The organism is Bradyrhizobium roseum (assembly GCF_030413175.1).
Taxonomy (GTDB): Bacteria; Pseudomonadota; Alphaproteobacteria; order Rhizobiales; family Xanthobacteraceae; genus Bradyrhizobium; species Bradyrhizobium roseum.
This window is the reverse complement of sequence record NZ_CP129212.1, coordinates 1,094,764-1,118,440: the sequence shown is the minus strand read 5'-3', so window position 1 is coordinate 1,118,440 and position 23,677 is coordinate 1,094,764. Positions and strand designations below refer to the sequence as shown.

Genomic DNA, 23,677 nt, shown 5'->3' with positions numbered 1-23,677 from the left:
CGTTGCAAAATACGTTGATGTCAAAGCTGGGTTTCAGGCAGAGGTTCCCCACCGTCCACCTGAAATCGCAGCTTCCCAGCTTTTTTCTCCAGCCCGCTGTGCCATATTGGTTCCCAGCGCGGCTTTTCGTAACGGATGACACCCGCAAATGCCCTCAGGCCCCTCCTCCCGCTCCGACATGGAGATCGAACTGAGCAAACTGTCCTCGCCCCGGATTTTCCTGGTGCGAATGCTGGTGTTCCTGGTGCTGTGCACGCTGATCACGGTCGTGCTCTACAAGCAGATCATCGCGGCGTTCTTTGCCAATCCGGGCCTCAACGCCCTGATCGGCGCGGTGCTTCTGATCGGCATCATCCTGTCGTTCCGGCAGGTGGTCCGGCTTTATCCGGAAGTGGCCTGGGTGAACAATTTCCGTATCGCCGACCCCGGGCTGGCGATCGAGCGGCGGCCCACCCTGCTGGCGCCGATGGCCGCGATCCTCGGCGTCGAGCGCTCGGGGCGGATGTCGATCTCCCAGCAGACCATGCGGCATCTGCTCGATTCGATCGCGACGCGACTTGACGAAGCGCGTGATATTTCCCGCTACATGACGGGCCTGCTGGTCTTTCTCGGCCTGCTCGGCACCTTCTGGGGCCTGATCGAAACCGTCGGCTCCGTCGGCAAGGTGATCGACGGCTTGAAGGTCGGCGGCGATTCCGGCGCCCTGTTCGATACCCTGAAAGACGGCCTGGCCGCGCCGCTCGGCGGCATGGGCATTTCGTTCTCGTCCTCGCTGTTCGGCCTCGCCGGCTCCCTGATCCTGGGCTTTCTCGACCTGCAGTCGAGCCAGGCGCAGAACCGCTTCTACACCGATCTGGAGGACTGGCTCGCCTCCACCGTGCGCGAGTATGGCGATGGCGGCGCCGCCCTCGGCGGCGAACTGCAACATGCGCTGGACCGGATCCGCACGGTGCTCGAGGACAGCGGCGGCGGGCGAAGCACCACCGCCGCGATGGCCAACCTCGCCGAGGCCATCCAGGGACTGGTCGCGCATATGCGCACCGAGCAGCAGATGATCCGCGAATGGGCCGACGGCCAGGGCGAGCAGAATCGCGAGATCAAGAAGCTGCTGGAGCGGATCGCGAAACAGCCCGAGAAAGGCTGAAGGCAAAGTGTTCCGCGTCCCGGACGCGCTGCGACGTGCAACGCCGCTCCGTGTCCGCGACCCGATACCGGAGAAAAATAGATGGCCCTAGCCCGTGCACGCCGCAGCGAAGCCGGTCTCAACTACTGGCCCGGTTTCGTCGACGCGCTGTCGACGCTGGTGCTGTCGATCGTATTCCTGCTCTCGGTGTTTCTGGTGGTGCAGTTCTTCTTGTCGCAGGAAGTCACGGGCAAGGACAAGGCGCTGGAGCAGCTCAACGCCAAGATCGCGCAGCTCAACGACCTGCTGTCGCTGGAAAAGCTCGGCAAGCTCGCGCTCGACGACCAGGTCGGCCAGCTGCGCGCCGGCCTCTCCGCTGCGGAGAGCGAGCGCGACCGCATCAAGGGACTGTACGAGGGGCTGGCTGGCGCCGGCGGAGATGCGCAAGGCCGGGCCAACGAGCTCAACAAGGCGCTCGAATCCGAAAAGACGGTGAACGCGCGCGCGCTCGCCCAGATCGAGGTGCTGAACCAGCAGATCAGCGCGTTGCGCCGCCAGCTCGCAGCGCTCGAGGAGGCGCTCGAGGCGTCCGAAAAGCGCGACAAGGAATCGCAGGGGCGGATCGCCGATCTCGGCTCGCGCCTCAACGTCGCGCTGGCGCAACGCGTGCAGGAACTGTCGCGCTACCGTTCGGAATTCTTCGGCCGCCTGCGCGCCATCCTGGGCAACCGCCCCGATATCCGCGTCGTCGGCGACCGGTTCGTGTTCCAGTCGGAAGTGTTTTTCGACAGCGGTCAGGCACTATTGCTGCCCGAAGGCCGATCCGAACTGGACAAGCTCGCCACCGCGCTGATCGATCTGGACAAGCAGATTCCGAACGAGATCGGCTGGGTGCTGCGCGTCGACGGCCACACCGACATGCGGCCGATCAACTCGCCGCTGTTCAAGTCGAACTGGGAATTGTCGTCGGCACGCGCCATCTCGGTGGTGCAATATCTGGCTTTCCTCGGCGTCCCCGCGCAGCGGCTGGTCGCCGCCGGCTTTGCCGAATTCCAGCCGCTGGACCCGTCCCCCAACGAAGACGCCTACAGGCGCAACCGCCGCATCGAACTGAAGCTGACGGAGAAGTAGCGGCCGCGAATTTCGCGCCGCCAGCCACTCAACGCGTCATATCCGCCGGAACAGCACGCCGATCACCAGCACGACATAGGCGATCGCCAGAACGTCGAAGACCCGTGCCGAGCTGATGATCGGGATGGAAAGGTGGGCATACCGGATCAGGAGCGCGATCAGCGCCAGCACCACCGAAATCAAAAATATCACGAGCGACGGCGGCGTAAGCGCGAAACCTGCGCGACGGTAAGGCATGCCCCTCTCCTGTTCGATTGGAACCAGATGATTAACGGGGCTACAACAGGCACGCGACGTTCTGGTTCCCGCCTTTCGGGCGCGCCGAACCGATAGAGTCAGCGTGTGGCTCCAGACGCGTTTTCTCGACGCGAAGTCGCCTCCATTTCGCTGTAAACCGTTCTAGCCTGCGTCGAACTGCAGCCGCGCCAGTCGCGCGTAGAGACCGTTCGCGGCCACCAGCTCCGCATGCGTGCCCTGTTCGACGATCTTGCCCTGCTCCATCACCAGGATGCGGTCGCAGGACAGCACGGTGGCAAGGCGATGGGCGATCACGAGCGTGGTGCGGTGCCGCATCAATTCTTCCAGCGCGGTCTGCACCAGCGTCTCGCTTTCGGCGTCGAGCGCGGAGGTCGCTTCGTCGAGCAGCAAGAGCGGCGCGTCGCGCAGGATCGCGCGGGCGATCGCGATGCGCTGGCGCTGGCCGCCGGACAGCGTCACGCCGCGCTCGCCGAGCGGCGTTTCGAAGCCGCCGGGCAGGCGGCGCAGGAATTCGCTGGCGTGGGCGAGCTCGGCGGCGCGCTCGACTTCGGCATCGCTCGCATCAGGCCGGCCGAAGCGGATGTTTTCACGCGCTGACGCGGCGAACACCACCGAGTCCTGCGGCACCAGCGCAATGCGCGAACGCACGTCGACCGGATCGGCCGACCTGACCGGAACGCCGTCGAGCGAAATCGTGCCGCGCGCCGGATCGTAGAAGCGCAGCAAGAGGTGAAACAGCGTGCTTTTGCCGGCGCCCGACGGGCCGACGATCGCAACCTTTTCGCCGGCCCTGACCGACAGCGAGACGTCGTCGACCGCCATCACGTCCGGCCGCGTCGGATAGGCGAAGCTGACCTTCTCAAACCCGACGTCGCCGCGCGCCGGCTGCGGCAGCGCGACCGGCTTTGGCGGCGCCGCGATCTGCGATTTCACGCGCAAGATCTCGAACAGCCGTTCGGCGGCGCCGGACGCGGCCGACACTTCGCCCCAGACCTCGCTGAGCTGGCCGAGGGCGGATGCGGCAAACGCCGCGTACAGCACGAACTGGCCGAGCCGGCCCGGCGTGATCTGCCCGGTCAGCACGTCGTGCGAGCCGACCCACAGGATCGCCACGACGCTGGAGAACACGATGAAGATAATGATCAGCGTCAGCACCGCGCGCGCCTTCGTCGAGCTGCGCGCCGCCTCGTAGGCCTGTTCGACCTCGCCGCTGAACCGGCCGGTGGCCATCCGCTCGCTGGTATAGGCCTGCACGGTCCTGATCGCGCCGATCAGTTCGGAGGCGTAGGCGCTGGCGTCCGCCAGCGTGTCCTGCGCATTGCGCGACAGCCGCCGCACCCAGCGCCCGAACGCCACCAGCGGAAGCACGATCAGCGGGATCGCCAGCAGCACGAAGCCCGACAGTTTCGGACTGGTGATCACCATCATGGCGGTGGCGCCGATGAACAGCATCATGTTGCGCAGCGCGATCGACACCGAGGCGCCGACCGCTGATTTGATCTGGGTGGTATCGGCGGTCAGCCGCGACACCAGTTCGCCGGAGCGGGCGGAATCGAAGAACGCCGGCGACAGCGACACCAGGTGCGCGAACACGTCGCGCCTGAGGTCGGCGACGATGCGTTCGCCGATCGTCATGACGAGGTAGTAGCGCGACGCGCTGGCGGCGGCGAGCACCGCCACGATGGCGATCATGACACTGAAATAGCTGTTGATCAGCACGATGCCTTCGGGGCTGAAGCCAAAATCGATCATGCGGCGGACCGCGATCGGCACCATGAGCGTGGTGATCGCAGCGACCGTCAGCGAGATGAAGGCGAGAATCGCGCGGCCGCGGTAGCGCGCGACATAAGGCGCCAGCGCCAGCAGCGGACGCAGTTTTGCGCCCGTCTTGGCCGGCGACTGCGTCAGTTCGTCCTCGATGAAAGCCTCCTCCTCGAGCAAGGCGTCGCGCCGCGGCGGCGCGGGTTTGACGTCTTCAAGCTGTTCCGCTGCGCTCATGAAATCCGACCGGTTTTTCTGCCCCCAGATAGGCCCCGCGGACGGCGCTGGCAAATCCGGGAGATCCCAATCAGGGCTGATACAAGCTTGTTTTGGTGGTCAGCTTACGTTATAGAGCCGCCAAATCCCGTATCCCCTGACGATTGCGATGGGCGCCGGCGCGCCGAAGGATATGCCATGAAAGCCGAAATTCACCCGAATTATCATATGATTACGGTCGTAATGACCGACGGGACCGAGTACCAGACCCGCTCCACCTGGGGCAAGGAAGGCGACAAGCTGAACCTCGACATCGACCCCAAGTCGCACCCGGCGTGGACCGGTGGTTCGCAGCAGCTGCTCGACCGCGGCGGTCGCGTGTCGCGCTTCCAGAAGAAGTTTTCGGGCTTCCTCAAGAAGGACTGAGGGGGATCGACCCTCTCTATTCCTGCCCAGAATACAAACACGCCCCGGTCAAGCCGGGGCGTTTTTGTTTGGCTAAGCCCCATCAGCGTCATTGCGAGCCAACGGGACGGCGCTTTGCGCCGACCCGTTGGCTGACGATAATGATCGCAGAGGCTTACTGCTCGAACGCCGCCTTCAGGCGGTTGAGCTGCGGCACTAGCGGGTTGCCGATCGGGGCCCGTTCGGCCGGCGGCGTGTGGATCGTGGCGTCGAGCCGGCGCACCTTGTTCTGCAGGCTCACCGAGCGCGCAATCAGGTCCTGCAATTGCTGCGGCAGCTTTTCGATCATGTCCTCGGCGCCGGGCTCGGCGGCGGTGAGCTTGACTTTGGTCTTTTCCCGGTTGGCCTGGGTCAGCGTCATCTCGCCTTCCTTGACCGCGCGATGCAGCAGCAGCCAGGACGCGAGCTGCATCAGCCGGGTGGTCAGGCGCATGCTTTCGGTGGCATAGGTCAGGCTGACGGAACGCTCCAGCGCCTTGGCCTCGGTGCGGCCGTCGCCGTCGAGATAGGCGGCGGTCTCCTCGACCAAGTCCATGCCCTCCCGGAACAGGGTTCCGAATGCCGCCGAATTGGTGAGCCGCTCGCTGAACTGAACGAGCGCGGATTCGCTTTGCGAACGGTCCGCCATGGTAAACGCCCTCACGCCACTATTTGCCCCGCCGGCTGTAAACCCCACCGGCTTATGATGAACAAATCATTGCGCTTGTGTCGGCGAGAGTCCAGCGGCAACCGGATTTATGGTTTCCGGCGGATGGGGGCACTAAATAGCCACGCTGGACGCAAAAAAGAGCCGCCGTTTCCGGCGGCTTTTGAAGTTGATAACAGGGAGGCGTCAAACAGAGTGGACAGGAGCCACTCGGTGTCCAAACGAGGACAATCTAAGTCATAAAGGGGAAAGCTTAATCCTTCGTAAATTTGCGGATTTCTTCAGGGATTATTTGCCATGTCGGCCAGTGGCCGAGGTTTGCGATTGACTCTCTCGTCGCCTCCGCGAAGGCGGGGACCCATAGACACAAGCGGTGATGATTGAGGGAAAAGTCGGCCAGTGGCCTGCCACACGATGGGCCGCGGCATATGGGTCCCGACCTTCGCCGGGACGACGTGGTGAGAGATCGGGTTCTAATCTCACGTCTTGAAAAAACTGTTCGCCGCATCCATTGACGCGCGCTTCTTGGTGACGGCCTGCTGCAGCCGTTCGATTTCAGAGTTCATCAACGCGATGCGCTCGGTCAATTCCTCGACCGACAGCAGCGACAGGTCCTGGCCGATCTCGTGGCTGATTTTCTTGCGCGGCTTGTCGTCGTCCTCGATCGCCATGCGTTTCTCCTTGCGCTGGGCGGATCCCGAAGCGGTTGCCAGCCGGAGCCGGGCTGGCTAATCAGGGACCACCTAAAATTCCCGCATTTCGCAAGGACAAATCATGGAAAAGCTGCCCGCGCAAATGACCGTCGTCGGCATCAGCAAGCCCGGCGGTCCCGAGGTGCTGTTGCCCGAAACCCGAGCGGTACCGACACCCGGCCCGGGCGAAATCCTGGTCAAGGTCATGGCCGCCGGCGTCAACCGCCCCGACGTCGCGCAGCGCTCCGGCGCCTACCCGCCGCCGCCCGGCGCCAGCGACCTGCCCGGCCTCGAAATCGCGGGCGAAGTGGTTGCACTCGGCGAAGGCGCCAAGAAGCACAAGCTCGGCGACAAGGTGATGTCGCTGGTGGCCGGCGGCGGCTATGCCCAATATTGCATTGCGCAAGACGCGCAGGCGATGGCGGTGCCCTCCTCGCTCTCGATCCAGGAAGCCGGTGCGATCCCGGAAACGCTGATGACGGTCTGGCACAATGTGTTCGAGCGCGGCGCGCTGAAGCCGGGCGAGACCTTGCTGATCCATGGCGGCTCATCGGGCATCGGCACCATGGCGATCCAGCTCGCAAAAGCGTTCGGCTCGAAGGTCATCGTCACCGTCGGCTCGCAGGACAAGATCGACGCCTGCCTCAAGCTCGGCGCCGATCGCGCCATCAACTACAAGACCGAGGACTTCGTCGCCGTGGTCAAGGCGGAAACCGACAATGTCGGCGCCAATTTGATCCTCGACATGGTTGCCGGGGACTATGTCGATCGCAACTATGACGCCGCCGCGGTCGATGGCCGGATCGTGCAGATCGCCACCCTCAACGGACCCAAGGTCACCGTCAACATCGCCAAGGTGATGGTGAAGCGACTGACCCACACCGGCTCCACGCTGCGCCCCCGTACGAATGCGGACAAGGCGGCGATGGTCGCGGCCATCGAGGCCAAGGTCATGCCACTGTTGCGCGAAGGACGGGTAAAACCGCTGATGGACAGCTCATTCCCGCTTGAAAAGGCCGCTGACGCGCACCGGCGAATGGAGACCAGCGCACATATTGGCAAAATTGTGTTGGCAGTCTAGCCAATCGCAAGTGGAGTGAAGGCGGAAACCCTTTGATTTACTTCGCTTTCATGTCATTTATCGCGGCTACGCCGACCCGTTCGCCGGGCCGGATGAATCGTTGGTCGCGGAGTACTGACATTGCGTCTGATCAGGTGCCTTGCGCTGGTTGCGCTGGGCCTCATGATTGTTGCGGTCGCGCCAGCGGCGCACGCCATTGACGCAGTCAGCGTCCGCGGCGACGCGCCTGCCATCGATCTCACCGCCGTCCTCGACCACCAGCGCAGCGAAACCGACCGCATCCAGGTTTCGACCGCGCCGGGAACCGACGGCATCGTCCGCCGCATCGAGGTCCGCGCCCGCGAGGGCGGACAAAACTGGGTGGTGTTCGCGCTCGCCAACAACACGGACGACCAGCTCGACCGCCTGATCGTCGCGCCGCACTATCGCATCGTGTCGTCCGGCCTGCTGTGGCCCGACCTCGGCCTGTCGCGCATTGCGACCATCACGCCATCGGTCGGCGATCGTCCCGAGCGACAGGAAAGCGCCACCGCCGATATCTTCCGTCTTACGCTCGATCCCGGCGCCGTCGTCACTTTCGTCGCCGAACTGCGCACCGACAAGCTGCCCCAGCTCTATCTGTGGGAACCCGACGCCTACAAGGACAAGGTCAACTCGTTCACGCTCTACCAGGGCATTGTGATCGGCATCTCCGGCCTGCTGGCGCTGGTGCTGACCATCCTGTTCGTGGTGAAGGGCAGCATCATGTTTCCGGCCGCTGCGGCGCTGGCGTGGGCGGTGCTGGTCTATATCGGCGTCGATTTCGGCTTCTGGGGCAAGGTCCTCGACATGTCGAACAACGCCGAGCGCGTCTGGCGCGCGGCCGGCGAAGCGATCCTGGCGGCGACGCTGCTGGTGTTCGTGTTCGCCTATCTCAATCTCAGCCGCTGGCACGTGCGCTATGCCCATATCACCGTCGGCTGGCTGACCTTCCTCGGTTCGCTGGTGGGCCTGGCGCTGTTCGATCCTGCGGTCGCTTCCGGCATTGCGCGCATCTCGCTGGTGCTGATCGCCTTCGCGGGCTTTGCGTTGATCGTCTATCTCTCGACCCATGGGTTCGATCGCGCCGTGCTGCTGATCCCGACCTGGTTCCTGCTGGTGGTCTGGGTAATCGCCGCCGGCATGACGGTGGCGGGCTCCGTGACCAACGACATCGTCGGCCCGGCCCTGCTCGGCGGCCTCGTGCTGATCGTGATGCTGATCGGCTTCACGGTGATGCAGCATGCCTTCGCAGGCGGCGGCGCCACCACCGGCATCGTCTCCGATGTCGAGCGCCGCGCGCTGGCGCTGACCGGCTCGGGCGATCTGATCTGGGACTGGGACGTTTCCGCCGACAAGGTGTTCACCAGCCCGGAGACCGAAAGCCTGCTCGGGCTGAAACGCGGCACGCTGGAAGGCCCGGCAGCGAAATGGCTCGAAGTGCTGCACCCGCTCGATCAGGACCGCTTCCGCGCCGCGCTCGACAGCGTGCTCGACCAGCGCCGCGGCCGGCTGGTGCAGGATTTCCGCCTGCGCACGCCCGACGGCCATTTCATGTGGTTCGCGCTGAAGGCGCGGCCGGTGGTCGGCTCCGACGGCGAGGTCTCGCGCGTGGTCGGCACGCTGACCGACGTCACCGAGATCAAGAACGCCGAGGAGCGCATGCTGCATGACAGCGTGCACGACAACCTCACCGGCCTGCCGAACCGCCGGTTGTTCATCGACCGGCTCGGCGCGGTGGCGAATCTCGCCAAGAGCATGCCGACGCTGCGGCCGACGCTGATGGTGATCGACCTCGACCGCTTCAAGCAGGTCAACGATTCCGTCGGCATCGCGGTCGGCGACTCGATCCTGCTGACGCTGGCGCGTCGCCTGACGCGCATCCTGAAACCCCAGGACACGCTGGCGCGGCTGGCCGGCGACCAGTTCGGCCTGATCCTGTTGTCGGAGCAGGATCCGGCGCGCATCACCGCGTTTGCCGAAACCATCCGCAAGACCATCCGCGCCCCGATCGCGTTCAACGACCGCGAGATCTTCCTGACCGCTTCGATCGGGCTGGCGCTGTCGGATCCGCAGGTTCAGCTCACCGACGAGATCATCAAGGACGCCGAGCTTGCGATGTATCATTCCAAGCGGATCGGCGGCGACCGCATCGACGTCTACAAGCCCGCGATGCGCGCGCGCAAGACCGACCGCCTGACGCTGGAAAGCGAACTGCGCCGCGCCATCGAGCGGCAGGAGATCACCATCCTGTACCAGCCGATCGTGCGGCTGGAAGACCGCTCGATCGCCGGCTTCGAGGCGCTGGCGCGCTGGGACCACCCCAAGCTCGGGCGGATGTCGCCGTCGGAATTCATCTCGATTGCCGAGGAAATCGGCCTGATCGTCGACCTCGGCATGTTCGTGATGGACCAGACCGCGCGGCAGCTCTCGGTGTGGCAGCGCGCGATGCGCTCGCGCGAGCCGATCTTTGCCTCCGTCAACGTCTCCTCGCGGCAATTGCTGCGCCACGATTTGATCCACGATATCCGCACCGTGCTGTCGCGCTCCTCGGTGGCGCGCGGCACGCTCAAGCTGGAGTTGACGGAATCGCTGGTCATGGAGAACCCGGAGCACGCCGCGCAGATGCTGACGCGGATTCGCGAGCTCGGCACCGGGCTGTCGCTCGACGACTTCGGCACCGGGCATTCCTCGCTGGCCTATCTGCAGCGTTTCCCGTTCGACACGATCAAGATCGACCAGTCCTTCGTACGCACCACCAGCCGCGGCACACGGCCCGTGATCCTGAAATCGATCATCGCGCTCGCCCACGACCTCGGCATGGACGTGGTGGCGGAAGGCGCCGAGACGGATTCGGATGCGGTCGAGCTCTATCAACTCGGCTGCGAATACGCCCAGGGCTTTGCCTTCGGCGAGCCGATGGACGCAGACGCGGCGATGCGGCTGTTGACGGAAGAACGGCTGGAAGCGGCGAGCTGATTTCTCCCGTCGTCCCGGGTCAAGCCCGGGCCGTCGGCTTATCTCACCGCCTCACCGGCATCTTCTTGAACTTCACGCTCTTCCCGTCCGCCTGCCGGGTCGCGATGTAGCCGGCCTCGATACACGCCTCGCGCTGCGGCATCTTCTCCTGCGGGCTGCGCTCGGTTTCCCACCATGACGCGCGGTGCGCGGCGCGCGGCAGCGCCGCGTCGAGGATCTCCTCGATCTGTTCGAAGCTCAGCACGAATTCGGGAAGTTTCTGCTTCTTCAGATAGTCCCGCAGCAGGTCGTAGTCGTTCACCCTTGTCTCCAATGGCGATATGCAAAAAACCGTCGCTCCCGGCAACCAAGCGTTAACTCATTCTCATGTCGCTGTCGCCGTTTAAGGCCGCAACAACGTATCCGGATACATACGGGGTTTCTTGGAGCGGTCGATGCTATTCGGACGACAGAGCGATGGGGCCAGGAAGGGGTGGTGCAGGAAAGACTCCGGCCGCCGACCCTGGCGGTTGTCCGCGAAACTGTTGATCGCGTCGTCGATCGCCACCGTGATCGGCTTCACCGCGATCTGCAGCAGCGTCATGCTCGACATGCGGCGCGGCGAGGAAGAACTCGCGCGCCAGACCCTGGAAAATCTTGCTTCCGGCATCGATGCCGACATCAGTCGGAACATCGAGCTGTACGACCTTTCGTTGCGCGCCGTCGCCAGCAATCTGATGATGCCGGATGTCCGGGGCGTCAGCCGGGAAATTCAGCACTTGATCCTGTTCGATCATGCCGCCACCGCCAAGCATTTTGGCGTGATCCAGGTCTTCGACGCCCAGGGCAAACTGACTCACGATGCGGCCAGTCTCGATCCGCCGCCGGAGAATCGCGCCGACGAGGAGTATTTCACGGTTCATCGCGCCGATCCCGACCTGGGCCTGTATGTGAGCCGCCCGATGGTACGCCGCGGTGCCTATTCGATCGTGCTCAGCCGACGCATCACCGATGCCGAGGGTGGCTTCCTCGGCGTCGTGGTGGGCTCGATCCGTTTCAGCTATTTTCATGACCTGTTCGGCCGGCTCAACCTCAACCCCGGCGACACGATCACCGTGCTGCGCAGCGACCGTACGATCATCATGCGGACGCCATTCGACCTCGAGATCATCGGAAAGAACTTGTCCGAACGGCCGAGTTGGCGCGCAGAGAATCTCAAGGCTGATGCGGCCTATGCCGGCGTCGGCCCGGTCGATTCGATACCGCGGCTTTATGTCCGGAGCGGCAGCACGAGCTTGTTTTTCGTGGTGGTCGGAAAGCCGCTCGCGAGCATCCTGAACCTTTGGCACCGCGAAGTGCTGCGGATCGGAATAATCATGATGGTGCTTATCCTGTTCGTCGGTGGCACCACGCTGTTTCTCGCACGCGAGATCGGGCGTCGCGCCGAGGCCGAGGAAAAATTGGAAGAGCTGGCGACGACCGACGCACTCACGGGTCTGAGGAACCGGCGCAGATTTGACTCGGAAATCGACATGGAATGGCGTCGTGCGGCGCGCGGCCAAACTCCGATCGCCGTGCTGATGATCGATGCCGATCGCTTCAAGGCCTATAACGACACCTACGGCCATCAGGCTGGCGACCAGGTGCTGGTCGGCATCGCGATCTGCATCTCGGACTCGGTGCAACGGTCGGGCGATTGTCCGGCGCGCTTCGGCGGCGAGGAATTCGCGGTGCTGCTGCCGGGTCTTTCGGCGATCGAAGCCTTCGCCATCGCCGAGACCATTCGCCTCAAGGTCGAACAATGGTCGGAGGATCCCGGCGTGACGACCGTCAGTATCGGCGTGGCGAGCATGACGCCGACCGCGACATCGAACTGGCCCGACCTGATCGAAGCCGCCGACCGCGCGCTCTACGCCGCCAAGGCCAACGGCCGTAATCAGTCAGTGCTCGCGGCGATGCCGCAGCTGGCGCTGGTGGCTTGAATTACTTCAACGTCATTCCGGGGCGGCTGCATCGCAGCCGAACCCGGAATCTCGGCGTTGTTGGAAAAGAATCCCTTGCGGCTCTGGATTCCGGGTTCGCGCTACGCGCGCCCCGGAATGACGAGATCAGCTCGTTGAGCTGCTCTCGTCACTTCTCCAGATACTTCTTCATCTCCGCGCGCAGCCCATCGCGCAGATCATCGCGCGCCATGCCGTAGGCGATGTTGGCGCGCAGGAAGCCGGGTTTCGAGCCGCAATCGTGCCGCTCGCCTTCGAACTCGACGCCGTAGAAGTTTTGCGTCTTCGCCAGCGTTTTCATCGCGTCGGTGAGCTGGATCTCGTTACCCGCGCCGCGCTCCTGCGTTGCCAGGATCTTGAAGATTTCGGGCTGCAGGATGTAGCGCCCGGTGATCGACAGGTTCGATGGCGCGGTGCCCTTCGCCGGCTTCTCCACCATGCCGTCGACCTCGAACACGTTCTTGTCGAGCCGCCTGCCGACGCCGCAGATGCCGTATTGATGGGTGAGATCGTCGGGCACGGCTTCCACCGCAAGCAGGTTGGATTTGTCACCGAGCCTGTTGGCGGCCTCGATCATCTGCTTCAGGCACCCTGGGTCGTTCAGCACCAGTTCGTCCGGCAGCACCACCGCGAACGGCTCATCGCCGACGATGTCGCGCGCGCACCAGACCGCGTGCCCGAGACCCAGCGGCGCCTGCTGGCGCGTAAAGCTGGTGGCGCCCGCTTCCGGCTGGTCGCGCGCCAGAATATCCTGTTCGGCCTTCTTGTTGCCGCGCGCGGCGAGTGTGGTGTCGAGTTCGAACATCCGGTCGAAATGGTCCTCGATCACGCCCTTGTTGCGCCCGGTGACGAAGATGAAATGCTCGATGCCGGCCTCCCTCGCCTCGTCGTACACGTACTGGATCAGCGGCTTGTCGACGATGGTCAGCATTTCCTTCGGCATCGCCTTGGTGGCGGGCAGGACGCGGGTGCCGAGGCCGGCGACCGGGAAGACGGCTTTGCGGATTTTCATGGGATGTCGAGAGCCTTGCTATGGAACAGCTGGAAATGCGGAAAGTGCTTAGATTGCACGTTGGTAGCCGGTTTGCACCCCTGAACAAAGGCGGATGTATGAAGATCAAGCGCGCCCCTTGCGTGCGCAGGGTGCGACAACAAGATCCCCTCTGTTAAGCTATTGGAAACTGTAACAGGGCCTTTTGGCGCAGGGCTGGTTGCGATGGGCGGGTACGGCATGGGTCCAATGGAGCGCGGCATGAGCAATCGAACCGGCGCGATGCTAATCGCGGCCGCGCTGTTGTGTTCCAGCGGAACGTCTCACGCCCAATCCCAAGACCCCTCCTCCGGCACCGGGGGCTCGAACTTTTTCGGCAACATTTTCTCCGGTCCGAAGTCCGCCCCGGCACCGCAGGCCGCGCCCGGCCCCAACGGCAGCCCACCCCCCTGGAGCGGCGAGGACGGCGGATCCGGCCACCCCCTGATGACGGCTTCCGCGATCCGGGAAGCCGCCGCAAACTTTCCGAACTGCGTCGCCGGGATGTGGCCCGATGCCGCACGGCGCAATATCACCCAGGAAAACTTCCAGCGCTTCACCGCAGATCTCCAGCCCGATCTGCGCATCATGGACCTGATGGATTCGCAGCCCGAATTCACCAAGGCGATCTGGGACTATCTCGACATCCTCGTAAACGACAACCGCATGGCCAAGGGTCGCGAGATCCTCGCCAAATACAAGCCGCAGTTCGACGCGATGGAGAAGGCTTACGGCGTTGACCGCTACGCGGTCGCCTCGATCTGGGGCATCGAGTCGAACTATTCGACGCAAATGGGCGACCGCAACGTGGTGAATTCGACGGCGACGCTGGCCTGCGTGGGCCGCCGCCAGGCCTATTTCAAGGATGAATTTCTCACCGCGCTGGAAATCCTCAACCGCGGCGATCTGCGTCCCGAACAGATGCGGGGCTCCTGGGCCGGTGCTTTCGGGCCGACGCAGTTCATGCCGACCGCCTTCAAGCGCTACGCGGTCGATGCCGACGGCGACGGCCGCCGCGATGTCGTTGACAACGCCGCCGACCTGATCGCGTCGACCGCCAACAACCTCAAGAAAGACGGCTGGCAGACCGGCCGCACCTGGGGTTACGAGGTGGTGCTGCCGGAGGGTTTTAATTTCATGCTGGCGGACAAGGCCAAGGCGATGACGATCGCGCAATGGCAGAGCCAAGGCATGAAGCGGGCCGACGGCAAGACGTTCCCCGACACGACCGAGAAAGCCTATCTGCTGGCGCCGGCCGGTGCGCAGGGGCCGGGCTTCCTGATGCTGCAGAACTTTCGGGTGATCATGAAATATAACCCGGCGGAGGCCTATGCGCTGGCGATCGGTCATTTCGCCGACCGCCTGCGCGGCGGCCCGCCCTTTGTGCAGCCATGGCCGCGGCACGAACGGGTGCTGTCGCGGGCCGAGCGGCTGGAACTGCAGCAGCTGCTGGCCCAGCGCGGCTACTACAAGGGCACGCCGGACGGCCAGTTCGGCGGCCAGACCCGGGAGGCGCTGCGCGGCTTCCAGGCCTCGATCGGCACGCCCGCGGACGGATTCGCCTCCTCCGACGTGCTGGAGCGGCTGAGGGGGCGCTGACGTCCTTTTCCGGGCAAAACGGCCCCTGAAAACCACGATTCGGCAGAAAGCTTGACGATTCGGCCGGAACCCCGGTTTATGGGGAAAACCTGCCCGCTTGCAGCCCGATTCCGCTACTATATTTGACGTCTTGCGACCCCCATTGCGACTGAGCCGGATGCGAAAGCCAACGTCCTTTTTGCACGTGTTCACCGACACCGGTCCGCTGGTGGCGCTGGCGGTTGCGATCGCGCTCCTGATCGGGATCGTCGGCCCGGCGTCGGCGCAGTTCTTCAATTTCGGCGGCCCGCCGCAGCGCCAGTCGCCACAGCGCGGCGGCGGCTGGTTTGGCGGCGATTTCTTTCAGCCATTCCAGCAGCAGGCCCCGCAACAGGCGCCGCGCCAGGATTTTTCGCGCGCACCGGGTCCGGCCAAGCGCGACACGGTCGCCGAGCGTAACGTTCTGGTGCTGGGCGACGCCATGGCCGACTGGCTCGGCTATGGGCTCGAAGACGCCTATTCCGAGCAGCCCGACATGGGCGTGATCCGCAAGCACAAGACCGTCTCCGGCCTGATCAAGTATCAGCCGCGCGGCGAGCCCGCCGACTGGATTGCTGCGGCCAAGGCCATTCTCGCGACCGAAAAGCCCGACGCCATCGTCGTCATGCTCGGCCTGCACGATCGCGTCGCGATCCGCGAGGCGGCGACCGAGAAGAAGACCGAAAAGAAAGACGACAAGAAGGACGCGCGCGGCAAGACGGATGCCAAGACCGACGCGAAGCCGGCGGACGCCAAACCGGCAGACCCCAAGGCGAAGCCGGAAGGTTCGGCCGATGCCGCGAAGCGCGACGACAAGCCGGTCGATGCCGAACTGTCGCCCGACGACGCCGCCGACAACGACACGCCGCAAATCAGCGCCCCCGAAAAGAGCGCGCGTTCGGGCGGCGGGCTCTACGAGTTTCGCGACGAGCGCTGGGTCGAACTCTACGCCAAGAAGATCGAAGAGCTTATCGGCGTGCTGAAATCCAAGGGCGTGCCGGTGCTGTGGGTCGGCCTGCCCGCCATCCGCGGCCAGCGCGGAACGTCCGACATGCTGTACCTCGATGCGCTGTACCGCGACGGCGCCGGCAAGGCCGGCATTACCTACGTCGATGTCTGGGACGGCTTTGTCGATGAGGCCGGCCGCTTCCTGCAGAAGGGCCCCGACTTCGAAGGCCAGATCCGCCAGTTGCGCGCCGCCGACGGCGTGTTCTTCACAAAGGCCGGTGCGCGCAAGCTCGCGCATTATGTGGAGCGCGAGGTAACGCGCCTGCTGGCCGCCCGCTCCGGGCCGATCGCCGTGCCGATCGAACCGGTAACGCCAGACGCCAATGTGGTGCCGGGACAGCCGGCACCGCGTCCGTTGGCCGGACCGGTGATGCCGCTGGTGGCCTCCAATGTCGGCACCGATCAGCTGCTCGGCGGTCCCGGCTCGCGCCCGGCCTCGGTCGACGCGCTGGCGGCACGAACACTGGTAAAGGGTGAAGCGCTGGCTGCACCAGCCGGCCGCGCCGACGATTACGCCTGGCCGCGACGGGAGATCGGCCGCGAGCAGGCCCGAGGCGACACGCCGGTAGCGGCCGCGACGCCCAGCGGCGGGCCGGCCGCGGCAGCAGCCCCCGCGCAAAAGCAGCTTCTGTTGCCGCCGCCGCAGCAAACATTCCAGCAGCCAAGACGACAGCAGCAGCAACTGCCGCCACCGCCGATGCAGATCCGACCGGCGCAAACCAACCCGCAGCCGTCCTTGCGCGACTTCTTCGGCGGCTTTGGTCCCGCACCGCGCCCGCCCGGACCGCCGCCCGCCGCCGCACCGCGCGGACCGGCCAATCCAGGCGCGCCGCGCCCGCCGGGCAGCGTCGGTCGATCGGCAGAAGTCCCGCCGGGCAATCTCAGCCGCTTCTGATCCTGGCTGTGTGAAAACGCCATTGCGCTGCTATGATTCCCTCGATGATTCTCGGGAGAGAATTGATGAGGCGCTTCATTGAAGAGGCGGATCGTGGGCAATCGACGCTGCTGCCCGAATGCCTCGATGATTTCATTGACGAAGGCAACCCGGTTCGGGTGATCGACGTGTTTGTCGATGCGCTAGATTTGGCGGAAATGGGCTTCGATGGGGTGGACCCGGCGGCGACCGGACGGCCGTCGTACCATCCCTCGGTTCTCCTGAAGCTTTACATCTACGGCTACCTTAACCGGGTGCAGTCGAGCCGGCGGCTGGAGCGAGAGGCCGGTCGCAATGTCGAAGTCATGTGGCTGCTGGGCCGGCTCGTGCCTGATCACAAGACGATCGCAGACTTCCGCAAGGACAACGGCCTGGGGCTCCGCAAGGTCTGCGCGCGCTTCGTTGAGCTTTGCCGTGAGATGGGCCTTCTCGCGACGGCGAGCGTTGCCATCGATGGCAGCAAGTTCAAGGCCGTGAACAACCGGGACAGGAACTTCACGCGGGCAAAGGTGGAGCGGCGGCGTGCCCAACTGGAGGAAAGCGTTGCCCGCTATCTGAGCCAGCTTGACACCGCCGACCGGCAGGAGCCGACCGAAGCGCTGGCCGGGAAGGTGACGAGACTCAAGGAGAAGCTGGCGAAGGTGAAGGAGCAAATGGGCAAGCTTGCTGTCTACGAGAAGCAGATGCTGGCTTCGCCCGACCAGCAGATATCTCTGACCGACCCCGACAGTCGCTCGATGGCAACCAGCGGCCGTGGCTCGGGCGTCGTCGGCTACAACGTGCAGGTCGCTGTGGATACCGATCATCACCTGATCATTACCCATGAGGTGACGAACAGCGGCTCGGATCGGGCGCAACTCGCCAATATGGCCAGGCAAGCAAAGGCTGTATTGCAGACCGAGACCCTCGAGGCCGTTGCCGACCGCGGCTACTTCAACAGCCCGGAGATCCTCGCCTGCCACGAGGCCGGCATCACGATAACCCTGCCCAAGCCGATGACTTCGGGCGCCAAGTCGGACGGACGCTTCGGCAAGCAGGACTTCGTCTATTTGCCGGAGGACGATGCCTATCGTTGTCCGGCCGGGGAGCGTTTGCCTTATCGCTATACAAACGAAGAAGCCGACAAGATGCTGAGGCGCTACTGGACCAACGCCTGCAAGAATTGTTCGATCAAATCCCAGTGCACGCCCGGGTCCGAGCGACGGATCACACGATGGGAACACGAGCATCTGCTCGACGCCGTGCAGCAGCGGCTCGATGCGAACCCGCTCGCCATGCGACTACGTCGCGAGACCGTCGAGCATCCGTTCGGCACCATGAAAGCGCGCATGGGTGCGACGCACTTCCTGACCAAAACGCTTCCTAAAGTAGCCGCCGAGATGGCCCTCTCGGTCCTGGCCTACAATCTGACCCGGGTTATGAACATCGTTGGGACCAAGCCGTTGATGGCCGCGATCGCGGCCTGAGGCCGACCGGTCCGACCTTCTCTCCGGCTTCTCTGGAATGGGGTTTTTACACGGCCAAGATCCTCGCCAGACATGCGTTGTTTACCCGACGGTACATCGCACCGCCGGGTGAACACGTCATCGCTCCAAACCAAGATATCGAAACAGCCCCATGCAGAAATGCCCCGGAGCGCAGCCGCAAGGCTGGCGTCCGGGGCATGGGGTGCTTCCGTGTTCTGACCTTAGTAGCGGAAGCGCGACGGCGGACGGCGCGCCGGGCGCGACATCAGCATCGCCAAGGCAAATCCGATGCCGCCTGCCACCAGCAGCGCGCCGAGCGGATTTTCCTGCACGGTCTTGGCCACCGCCTGCTGACCGCTGCGAACGGTGTCGCCGCTGTTGTCATAGGCGTCCTTGGCGTAGTTGACCGCCGCATCCGTAGCGTCGCGGGCGGCGTCCTTGGCCTGGCCGTAGATATTTTGCACGGTGCCGGCGGCTTCGCGCGCGCGGCCCTCGGCCTGGGTCTTCGCATCCCCGGCCAAGTCGCCGACGGTGCTTTCGACCTTACCCGCAAAATCCTTGGCCGAACCGGCAATCCGATCCTTGTCCATCATGGTCTCTCCTTGTTTCCGGAATTTCTGGAGGGCTAACCGGCGAGACCCGTTCGGGTTCCTCAAGCTTGCGAAATGCCGCGGTTCAAGATTTCAGGCTCAAAGGATCAGCCCGCCATCGACCACCAGGGTTTGCCCGATGATGTAGGACGACAACGGCGAGGCCAGGAACAAGGCCGCGCCGGCCATGTCGGCGGGCGTACCGAGCCGCTTCAACGGAATCCGCTCCAGCGCGCCTTCCAGGCGTTTCGGATTGGCCGTCGTCGCCTTGGTCATCTTGGTATCGACCAGGCCGGGCGCGATGCCGTTGACGCGAATGCCGTTCTCGGCCCAGGCCTCGCCGAGCGTGCGGGTCAGACCGACCGCGCCGGTCTTCGAGGCGTTGTAGGCCGGGTTGCCCATGGTGGAGTGATAGGCCGCGGTGGAGCTGACGATGATCAGCGACCCCTTGCTCGCGCTCAGCATCGGCTGAAATTTCATCGCGCACGCCATCAGGCTCATCAGATTGACTTCCAGCACTTTTCGAAAGCCGTCCATCTCGAATTCGCCGCGGCGATAGATCACCGCGCCTTGCGCCAGCACCAGCACGTCGAGCTTTTCAAACGGCGGCTTCAGCGCTTCGATCGCCTGCGCGTTGCTGACGTCGAGCTGAAAATAGTTCAGCCCTTCGAGATGCGAGCCTTCGTCGGGCGAGTAGTCGGCGGCGCTGGCGCGGGTGCCGCAGACGGCCACCTTCGCACCCTTGGCGCGAAACGCCTGCGCGATGCCGTTGCCGATGCCGCTCGAGCCGCCCACCACCAAGACCTGCCTGCCACTGAAATCCAGTTCGTTCATCGCTCCCGTCCCTGTTGTTGTGTTGTCGTTGGATGGCCCGCGCCCGGCTTCGTTGACCTCTCTGCGGATCGGTGCCAGCCTTGTCAATCCTTCCAGCGCGCAGCCTTCCATCGCCGGGAACCATCATGCCAGATTTCAAACAGCTCAGCCGCTCGGTCAAAGGCCTGACCGTTCTCGTCACCGGCGCCGCCAGCGGCATGGGCCGCGCCACGGCGCGCGTGTTCGCCGCCGAGGGCGCCAACGTCGCCGTCACCGATCTCAACGTCGAAGCGACCCAGGCGGTGGCCGATGAAATCGCCGTGGCCGGCGGCTCGGCAAAGGCATGGGTTCTCGATGTCGCCAAGCCGCAGGACATCATCACGGTCGTGGGCGACGTCGCGAAGCATTTCGGTTCGCTCGATATTGTCATCAACAACGCCGGCATGTCCGTCCGCATGCCGATCGACGATGACGGCTATGACGCCGCATGGGACAAGGCGTTGGCCGTGATGCTGACCGCGCATCCCAGGATCATCCGCGCTGCACTACCGCATTTGCGCCGATCGAAGTGCCCGCGCATCGTCAATATCGCATCGACCGAGGCGCTCGGCGCCACCGCGACCGTCAGCGCCTACTCGGCCGCAAAAGGCGGCGTCACCAGCCTGACGCGCTCGCTGGCCGTCGAGCTCGGCCGCGAGGGCATCACCGTGAACTGCATCTGCCCGGGCCCGATCCGCACCGGGATCACCGACCGGATTTCCGAAGAGCACAAGACGATCTATGCCAAGCGCCGCACCGCACTCGGCCGTTACGGCGAGCCTGAGGAAGTGGCGCACATGACGCTGAGCCTGTGCCTGCCGGCGGCTTCGTTCCTGACCGGCGCGGTGATCCCGGTCGACGGCGGGCTGATGGCGCGAAACGCTTAGCGGGCATGCGTCCGCAGCGTTGACTTGGACAGTTCGGGGAGTAACTTTTCTCGCAAGCAAAGCGGGACACACCGCCCGCCGCATCCTGGAGGGACGCCATGACGGTTACGATCCGGCAGCTTCATCCGCATTTTTTCGGCGAGGTTTCGGGCGTCGATTTGCGCAAGCCGCTGACGCCGCAGGACGCGGCCGACATCGAGGCCGGCATGGACAAATATGCCGTGCTGCTGTTCCGCAACCAGGACGTGACCGACGAACAGCAGATGGCCTTTGCGCTGAATTTCGGCGAGCGGGAAAGCGCCCGCGGCGGCAACATCACCAGGAAGGAAGATTACCGGCTGACCACCGGCCTGAACGATGTGTCCAACCTCGGCAAGGACGGCAAGCCGCTGCCCCGCGACAGCCGCGCCCATCTGTTCAATCTCGGCAATTGCCTTTGGCATTCCGACAGTTCGTTCCGCCCGATTCCGGCAAAGTTCTCGCTGCTGTCGGCGCGGGTGGTGAACCCCAAGGGCGGCAACACCGAATTCGCCGACATGCGCGCGGCCTATGACGCGCTCGACGACGACACCAAGGCCGAGATCGAGGACCTGATCTGCGAGCACTCGCTGATGTATTCGCGCGGCTCGCTCGGCTTCCTGGATTATACCGACGAAGAGAAGGCGATGTTCAAGCCGGTACTGCAGCGGCTGGTGCGGACGCACCCGGTGCATCGCCGCAAGTCGCTGTATCTGTCATCGCATGCCGGCGCGATTCAGGGCATGACCATGCCGGAGGCGCGGCTGCTGCTGCGCGACCTGACCGAGCACGCCACGCAGCCGGAATTCGTCTACGTCCACAAATGGACGCTGCATGACCTCGTGATGTGGGACAACCGCCAGACCATGCACCGCGTCCGCCGCTACGACCAATCGCAGCCCCGCGACATGCGCCGCGCGACGGTGGCCGGCACCGAACCGACGGTGCAGCAGCAGGCGGCGGAGTAGCGAGTCCAAGCCCTCAGGCCATCATGCGCGGGCTTGACCCGCGCATCCATCATCTTCGCAAAAGCATCTCTTCTCGATGGATTGCCGGGTCAAGCCCGGCAATGACAAGTCAGGCGTGCCCGGCTTCGTTCGAGAGCATGCCAGGATCGATGCCGATCTTGCGTAGCGCGCGCAGATATTTTTCGCCGACATCATCGCCGAAAATCAGATCCGCGTCGGCGTCGCAATGCAGCCAGCCATTATGCTGGATCTCGTTCTCGAGCTGGCCTGGCGCCCAGCCGGCATAGCCCAGGGCCAGGATCGCGTGCTTTGGTCCGGTGCCCTTGGCGATCGCCTTGAGGATGTCCACTGTCGCGGTCAGGCAGATGCCGTCGTCGATGTTCAGCGTCGCGTCCTGGATGAAGTAATCGCTGGAATGCAGCACGAAGCCTCGGCCGGTATCGACCGGGCCGCCCTTGAGCACCTGCATGGTCTCGGCGTTCTCCGGCAGCTTGATCTCGTCGGCCTTCTGGATGATGTCGAGCTGAACCAGCAGGCCGGGAAAATCGATGCTGCCGGCCGGACGGTTGACGATGATGCCCATCGCTCCCTCGGAGGAATGCGCGCACATGTAGATGACGGAGCGCTCAAAACGCGGATCGCCCATGACCGGCATGGCGATCAGCAACTGCCCGTCCAGATAGCCGTCGCCACCGGACGGTATATCACCCAAGCCCGCGGACTTGCGGCGAACGGGCTTCGGTGTTTTGCCTTCAGGGCTCATCCGCAAAGGCCTCTCCTGCTGATTGCACATCCTGATATCGGGGCGGGTTTCTGTCAATCAAGCTTCCGGTATCATTCGGCGGCCGATCACACGCAATTCAATGGTTTACCTCGACACTAGCCTGTAAAGACGTCCCATGATCGCGATGGTTCCCCTGCGCGCCGCGCTCGGCGTTGCCGCTCTCTGCGCCGCCTATTCTACGTCCGAGGTTCGCGCCGAGGATGCCTCGCCGTGGCAACGCGACGCACACTCCGCGGTCCGGCTGCTGGCGGGATCGCGCAGCGGCACGGTGCTGCTCGGCGGCGTTGCCATCCAGTTGCAGCCGGGATGGAAGACCTACTGGCGGACCCCTGGCGATTCCGGCGTCCCGCCGCGCTTCGATTTTTCCAGGTCGGATAATGTCGAAGCCGTGACCGTGCTGTGGCCGGCACCGATGAAATTCGACGACGGCGCCGGCGGCACCGCGCTGGGCTACAAGCAGCAGGTGGTGCTGCCGCTGCGGATTGTCGCCAAGAATGCCGACAAGCCGGTAACGCTGCGCGCCAGCGTCAGTTATGCGGTCTGCGACAAGATCTGCATACCGGTCGAAGCCGATGCCGAGCTCGCCTTTGCCAGCGTCGCCAGCACCGAGGACGGCAATCTTTCCGATGCGCTCAATACCGTGCCCAAACCCGCCAATATCGGCGATCCCAATCCGCTGACCATCCGCGACGTCAAGCGCGAGGGCAAGAACAACGTGCTGGTCGACGTGACCGCGCCCGAGGCCCGGGACGTCAGCCTGTTCGTCGAGGGACCGACACCCGATTGGGCGCTGCCGGTCCCCAGACTGGCGGAGCAAAGCCCACCCGGCGTCAAACGCTTTGTCTTCGAACTCGACGGCCTGCCGCCCGGCGCCAGCGCTGAAGGCGCCGCGCTGAAACTGACGCTGGTTAGCGGCGACCGGGCGTATGAGTTCAACGTCAATTTGAATTAAGCCGTTTTGTCGTTCCTGCGAACGCAGCGGTCCATACCGCGTGATCTCTCGGTCATGGCATGGTGACTGAAACCTTCCGCCTAATATCCGCCGGTGATCATGGGTCCCTGCCTGCGCAGGGACGATAGCGGTAGGCGGCCCCACCCAACCAAATCTTAACGAATGGTTGATACACCCCGCACATCGCCGCCGCCTCGCGGCGCGTTTCGGGGATGCACCGCC

21 protein-coding genes are annotated in these 23,677 nt (G+C 64.3%); 12 read left to right on the top strand and 9 right to left on the bottom strand.

Features of this window, described 5'->3' with window-relative positions; all coding sequences use genetic code 11:
* Positions 1 to 148 precede the first annotated feature (148 nt).
* A complete protein-coding gene (locus QUH67_RS05180; protein WP_300945578.1) occupies positions 149 to 1,144 on the top strand; it encodes a flagellar motor protein MotA in 996 nt (331 codons plus the stop codon).
* Between the two features lie 81 nt (positions 1,145 to 1,225).
* Entirely contained in the window at positions 1,226 to 2,254 is a 1,029-nt protein-coding gene (locus QUH67_RS05175) for a peptidoglycan -binding protein (RefSeq protein ID WP_300945577.1), read from the top strand.
* A 36-nt stretch (positions 2,255 to 2,290) separates the two neighbouring features.
* On the opposite strand, the gene QUH67_RS05170 is transcribed toward QUH67_RS05175, so the two are convergent.
* A complete protein-coding gene (locus QUH67_RS05170) occupies positions 2,291 to 2,491 on the bottom strand; it encodes a hypothetical protein (protein WP_300945576.1) in 201 nt (66 codons plus the stop codon).
* A gap of 162 nt (positions 2,492 to 2,653) precedes the next feature.
* Positions 2,654 to 4,510 (bottom strand): ABC transporter ATP-binding protein/permease, encoded by a 1,857-nt coding sequence (locus QUH67_RS05165; RefSeq protein WP_300945575.1) that lies wholly within the window; start codon positions 4,508 to 4,510, stop codon positions 2,654 to 2,656.
* A 177-nt stretch (positions 4,511 to 4,687) separates the two neighbouring features.
* Between QUH67_RS05165 and rpmE the strand changes: the two genes are divergently transcribed.
* Positions 4,688 to 4,915, top strand: a complete 228-nt coding sequence (rpmE, locus tag QUH67_RS05160; protein WP_025588166.1) for a 50S ribosomal protein L31 — start codon at positions 4,688 to 4,690, stop codon at positions 4,913 to 4,915.
* Between the two features lie 154 nt (positions 4,916 to 5,069).
* Here rpmE and rcdA read toward each other — a convergent pair whose 3' ends face one another.
* The gene (rcdA, locus tag QUH67_RS05155) at positions 5,070 to 5,582 is read right to left on the bottom strand and encodes a protease adaptor protein RcdA (protein WP_300945574.1); all 513 of its coding nucleotides are present in this window, start codon (positions 5,580 to 5,582) and stop codon (positions 5,070 to 5,072) included.
* Positions 5,583 to 6,079: 497 nt separating this feature from the next.
* Positions 6,080 to 6,271: a DUF1192 domain-containing protein gene (locus tag QUH67_RS05150; RefSeq protein ID WP_300945573.1), complete on the bottom strand. Its 192-nt coding sequence runs from the start codon at positions 6,269 to 6,271 to the stop codon at positions 6,080 to 6,082.
* Between the two features lie 103 nt (positions 6,272 to 6,374).
* Between QUH67_RS05150 and QUH67_RS05145 the strand changes: the two genes are divergently transcribed.
* Both QUH67_RS05145 and QUH67_RS05140 read left to right on the top strand, forming a co-directional pair.
* On the top strand, positions 6,375 to 7,373 hold the full coding sequence (locus QUH67_RS05145) for an NAD(P)H-quinone oxidoreductase (RefSeq protein WP_300945572.1): 999 nt from the start codon (positions 6,375 to 6,377) through the stop codon (positions 7,371 to 7,373).
* A gap of 120 nt (positions 7,374 to 7,493) precedes the next feature.
* Positions 7,494 to 10,370 carry an EAL domain-containing protein gene (locus QUH67_RS05140; protein WP_300945571.1) on the top strand — a complete coding sequence of 959 codons (2,877 nt, stop codon included), beginning with the start codon at positions 7,494 to 7,496 and terminating at the stop codon, positions 10,368 to 10,370.
* A 43-nt stretch (positions 10,371 to 10,413) separates the two neighbouring features.
* Here the strand turns inward: QUH67_RS05140 and QUH67_RS05135 are convergent, their stop codons facing one another.
* Positions 10,414 to 10,671, bottom strand: a complete 258-nt coding sequence (locus QUH67_RS05135) for a DUF7662 domain-containing protein (protein ID WP_300945570.1) — start codon at positions 10,669 to 10,671, stop codon at positions 10,414 to 10,416.
* Positions 10,672 to 10,804: 133 nt separating this feature from the next.
* On the opposite strand from QUH67_RS05135, the gene QUH67_RS05130 reads away from it, so the two are divergent.
* Positions 10,805 to 12,331: a GGDEF domain-containing protein gene (locus QUH67_RS05130; protein ID WP_300945569.1), complete on the top strand. Its 1,527-nt coding sequence runs from the start codon at positions 10,805 to 10,807 to the stop codon at positions 12,329 to 12,331.
* A 148-nt stretch (positions 12,332 to 12,479) separates the two neighbouring features.
* On the opposite strand, the gene QUH67_RS05125 is transcribed toward QUH67_RS05130, so the two are convergent.
* Entirely contained in the window at positions 12,480 to 13,361 is an 882-nt protein-coding gene (locus QUH67_RS05125) for a UTP--glucose-1-phosphate uridylyltransferase (RefSeq protein ID WP_300945568.1), read from the bottom strand.
* Positions 13,362 to 13,601: 240 nt separating this feature from the next.
* On the opposite strand from QUH67_RS05125, the gene QUH67_RS05120 reads away from it, so the two are divergent.
* From QUH67_RS05120 to QUH67_RS05110, 3 genes are all read left to right on the top strand, one after another.
* Positions 13,602 to 14,978 carry a lytic murein transglycosylase gene (locus QUH67_RS05120; RefSeq protein WP_300945567.1) on the top strand — a complete coding sequence of 459 codons (1,377 nt, stop codon included), beginning with the start codon at positions 13,602 to 13,604 and terminating at the stop codon, positions 14,976 to 14,978.
* A 157-nt stretch (positions 14,979 to 15,135) separates the two neighbouring features.
* Positions 15,136 to 16,899, top strand: coding sequence for an SGNH/GDSL hydrolase family protein (locus QUH67_RS05115; protein WP_300945566.1), 1,764 nt, complete (start codon positions 15,136 to 15,138; stop codon positions 16,897 to 16,899).
* Positions 16,900 to 16,964: 65 nt separating this feature from the next.
* Positions 16,965 to 18,404: an IS1182 family transposase gene (locus QUH67_RS05110; RefSeq protein ID WP_300942786.1), complete on the top strand. Its 1,440-nt coding sequence runs from the start codon at positions 16,965 to 16,967 to the stop codon at positions 18,402 to 18,404.
* 221 nt (positions 18,405 to 18,625) lie between these two features.
* On the opposite strand, the gene QUH67_RS05105 is transcribed toward QUH67_RS05110, so the two are convergent.
* Both QUH67_RS05105 and QUH67_RS05100 read right to left on the bottom strand, forming a co-directional pair.
* Entirely contained in the window at positions 18,626 to 18,994 is a 369-nt protein-coding gene (locus QUH67_RS05105) for a CsbD family protein (RefSeq protein WP_300947946.1), read from the bottom strand.
* Between the two features lie 99 nt (positions 18,995 to 19,093).
* Positions 19,094 to 19,828 (bottom strand): SDR family NAD(P)-dependent oxidoreductase, encoded by a 735-nt coding sequence (locus QUH67_RS05100; protein WP_300945565.1) that lies wholly within the window; start codon positions 19,826 to 19,828, stop codon positions 19,094 to 19,096.
* A gap of 125 nt (positions 19,829 to 19,953) precedes the next feature.
* Here QUH67_RS05100 and QUH67_RS05095 point away from each other — a divergent pair, with 125 nt between their 5' ends.
* Entirely contained in the window at positions 19,954 to 20,733 is a 780-nt protein-coding gene (locus tag QUH67_RS05095; RefSeq protein WP_300945564.1) for an SDR family NAD(P)-dependent oxidoreductase, read from the top strand.
* A gap of 98 nt (positions 20,734 to 20,831) precedes the next feature.
* Positions 20,832 to 21,719, top strand: coding sequence for a TauD/TfdA dioxygenase family protein (locus QUH67_RS05090; protein WP_300945563.1), 888 nt, complete (start codon positions 20,832 to 20,834; stop codon positions 21,717 to 21,719).
* 109 nt (positions 21,720 to 21,828) lie between these two features.
* On the opposite strand, the gene QUH67_RS05085 is transcribed toward QUH67_RS05090, so the two are convergent.
* On the bottom strand, positions 21,829 to 22,482 hold the full coding sequence (locus QUH67_RS05085; RefSeq protein ID WP_300945562.1) for a YqgE/AlgH family protein: 654 nt from the start codon (positions 22,480 to 22,482) through the stop codon (positions 21,829 to 21,831).
* Between the two features lie 136 nt (positions 22,483 to 22,618).
* Here QUH67_RS05085 and QUH67_RS05080 point away from each other — a divergent pair, with 136 nt between their 5' ends.
* Positions 22,619 to 23,455 (top strand): protein-disulfide reductase DsbD domain-containing protein, encoded by an 837-nt coding sequence (locus QUH67_RS05080; RefSeq protein ID WP_300945561.1) that lies wholly within the window; start codon positions 22,619 to 22,621, stop codon positions 23,453 to 23,455.
* Positions 23,456 to 23,677 lie beyond the last annotated feature (222 nt).

Excerpts from the sequence above, each read along its gene's own strand:
- QUH67_RS05170 (WP_300945576.1), bottom strand. The coding sequence starts at position 2,491 with ATGCCTTACCGTCGCGCAGGTTTCGCGCTTACGCCGCCGTCGCTCGTG.
- QUH67_RS05120 (WP_300945567.1), top strand. The coding sequence starts at position 13,602 with ATGAGCAATCGAACCGGCGCGATGCTAATCGCGGCCGCGCTGTTGTGT.
- QUH67_RS05130 (WP_300945569.1), top strand. The coding sequence starts at position 10,805 with ATGCTATTCGGACGACAGAGCGATGGGGCCAGGAAGGGGTGGTGCAGG.
- QUH67_RS05125 (WP_300945568.1), bottom strand. The coding sequence starts at position 13,361 with ATGAAAATCCGCAAAGCCGTCTTCCCGGTCGCCGGCCTCGGCACCCGC.
- QUH67_RS05085 (WP_300945562.1), bottom strand. The coding sequence starts at position 22,482 with ATGAGCCCTGAAGGCAAAACACCGAAGCCCGTTCGCCGCAAGTCCGCG.
- rcdA (WP_300945574.1), bottom strand. The coding sequence starts at position 5,582 with ATGGCGGACCGTTCGCAAAGCGAATCCGCGCTCGTTCAGTTCAGCGAG.
- QUH67_RS05080 (WP_300945561.1), top strand. The coding sequence starts at position 22,619 with ATGATCGCGATGGTTCCCCTGCGCGCCGCGCTCGGCGTTGCCGCTCTC.
- QUH67_RS05105 (WP_300947946.1), bottom strand. The coding sequence starts at position 18,994 with ATGGACAAGGATCGGATTGCCGGTTCGGCCAAGGATTTTGCGGGTAAG.
- QUH67_RS05090 (WP_300945563.1), top strand. The coding sequence starts at position 20,832 with ATGACGGTTACGATCCGGCAGCTTCATCCGCATTTTTTCGGCGAGGTT.
- QUH67_RS05100 (WP_300945565.1), bottom strand. The coding sequence starts at position 19,828 with ATGAACGAACTGGATTTCAGTGGCAGGCAGGTCTTGGTGGTGGGCGGC.
- QUH67_RS05145 (WP_300945572.1), top strand. The coding sequence starts at position 6,375 with ATGGAAAAGCTGCCCGCGCAAATGACCGTCGTCGGCATCAGCAAGCCC.
- rpmE (WP_025588166.1), top strand. The coding sequence starts at position 4,688 with ATGAAAGCCGAAATTCACCCGAATTATCATATGATTACGGTCGTAATG.
- QUH67_RS05175 (WP_300945577.1), top strand. The coding sequence starts at position 1,226 with ATGGCCCTAGCCCGTGCACGCCGCAGCGAAGCCGGTCTCAACTACTGG.
- QUH67_RS05110 (WP_300942786.1), top strand. The coding sequence starts at position 16,965 with ATGAGGCGCTTCATTGAAGAGGCGGATCGTGGGCAATCGACGCTGCTG.
- QUH67_RS05180 (WP_300945578.1), top strand. The coding sequence starts at position 149 with ATGCCCTCAGGCCCCTCCTCCCGCTCCGACATGGAGATCGAACTGAGC.
- QUH67_RS05115 (WP_300945566.1), top strand. The coding sequence starts at position 15,136 with ATGCGAAAGCCAACGTCCTTTTTGCACGTGTTCACCGACACCGGTCCG.
- QUH67_RS05095 (WP_300945564.1), top strand. The coding sequence starts at position 19,954 with ATGCCAGATTTCAAACAGCTCAGCCGCTCGGTCAAAGGCCTGACCGTT.
- QUH67_RS05150 (WP_300945573.1), bottom strand. The coding sequence starts at position 6,271 with ATGGCGATCGAGGACGACGACAAGCCGCGCAAGAAAATCAGCCACGAG.
- QUH67_RS05165 (WP_300945575.1), bottom strand. The coding sequence starts at position 4,510 with ATGAGCGCAGCGGAACAGCTTGAAGACGTCAAACCCGCGCCGCCGCGG.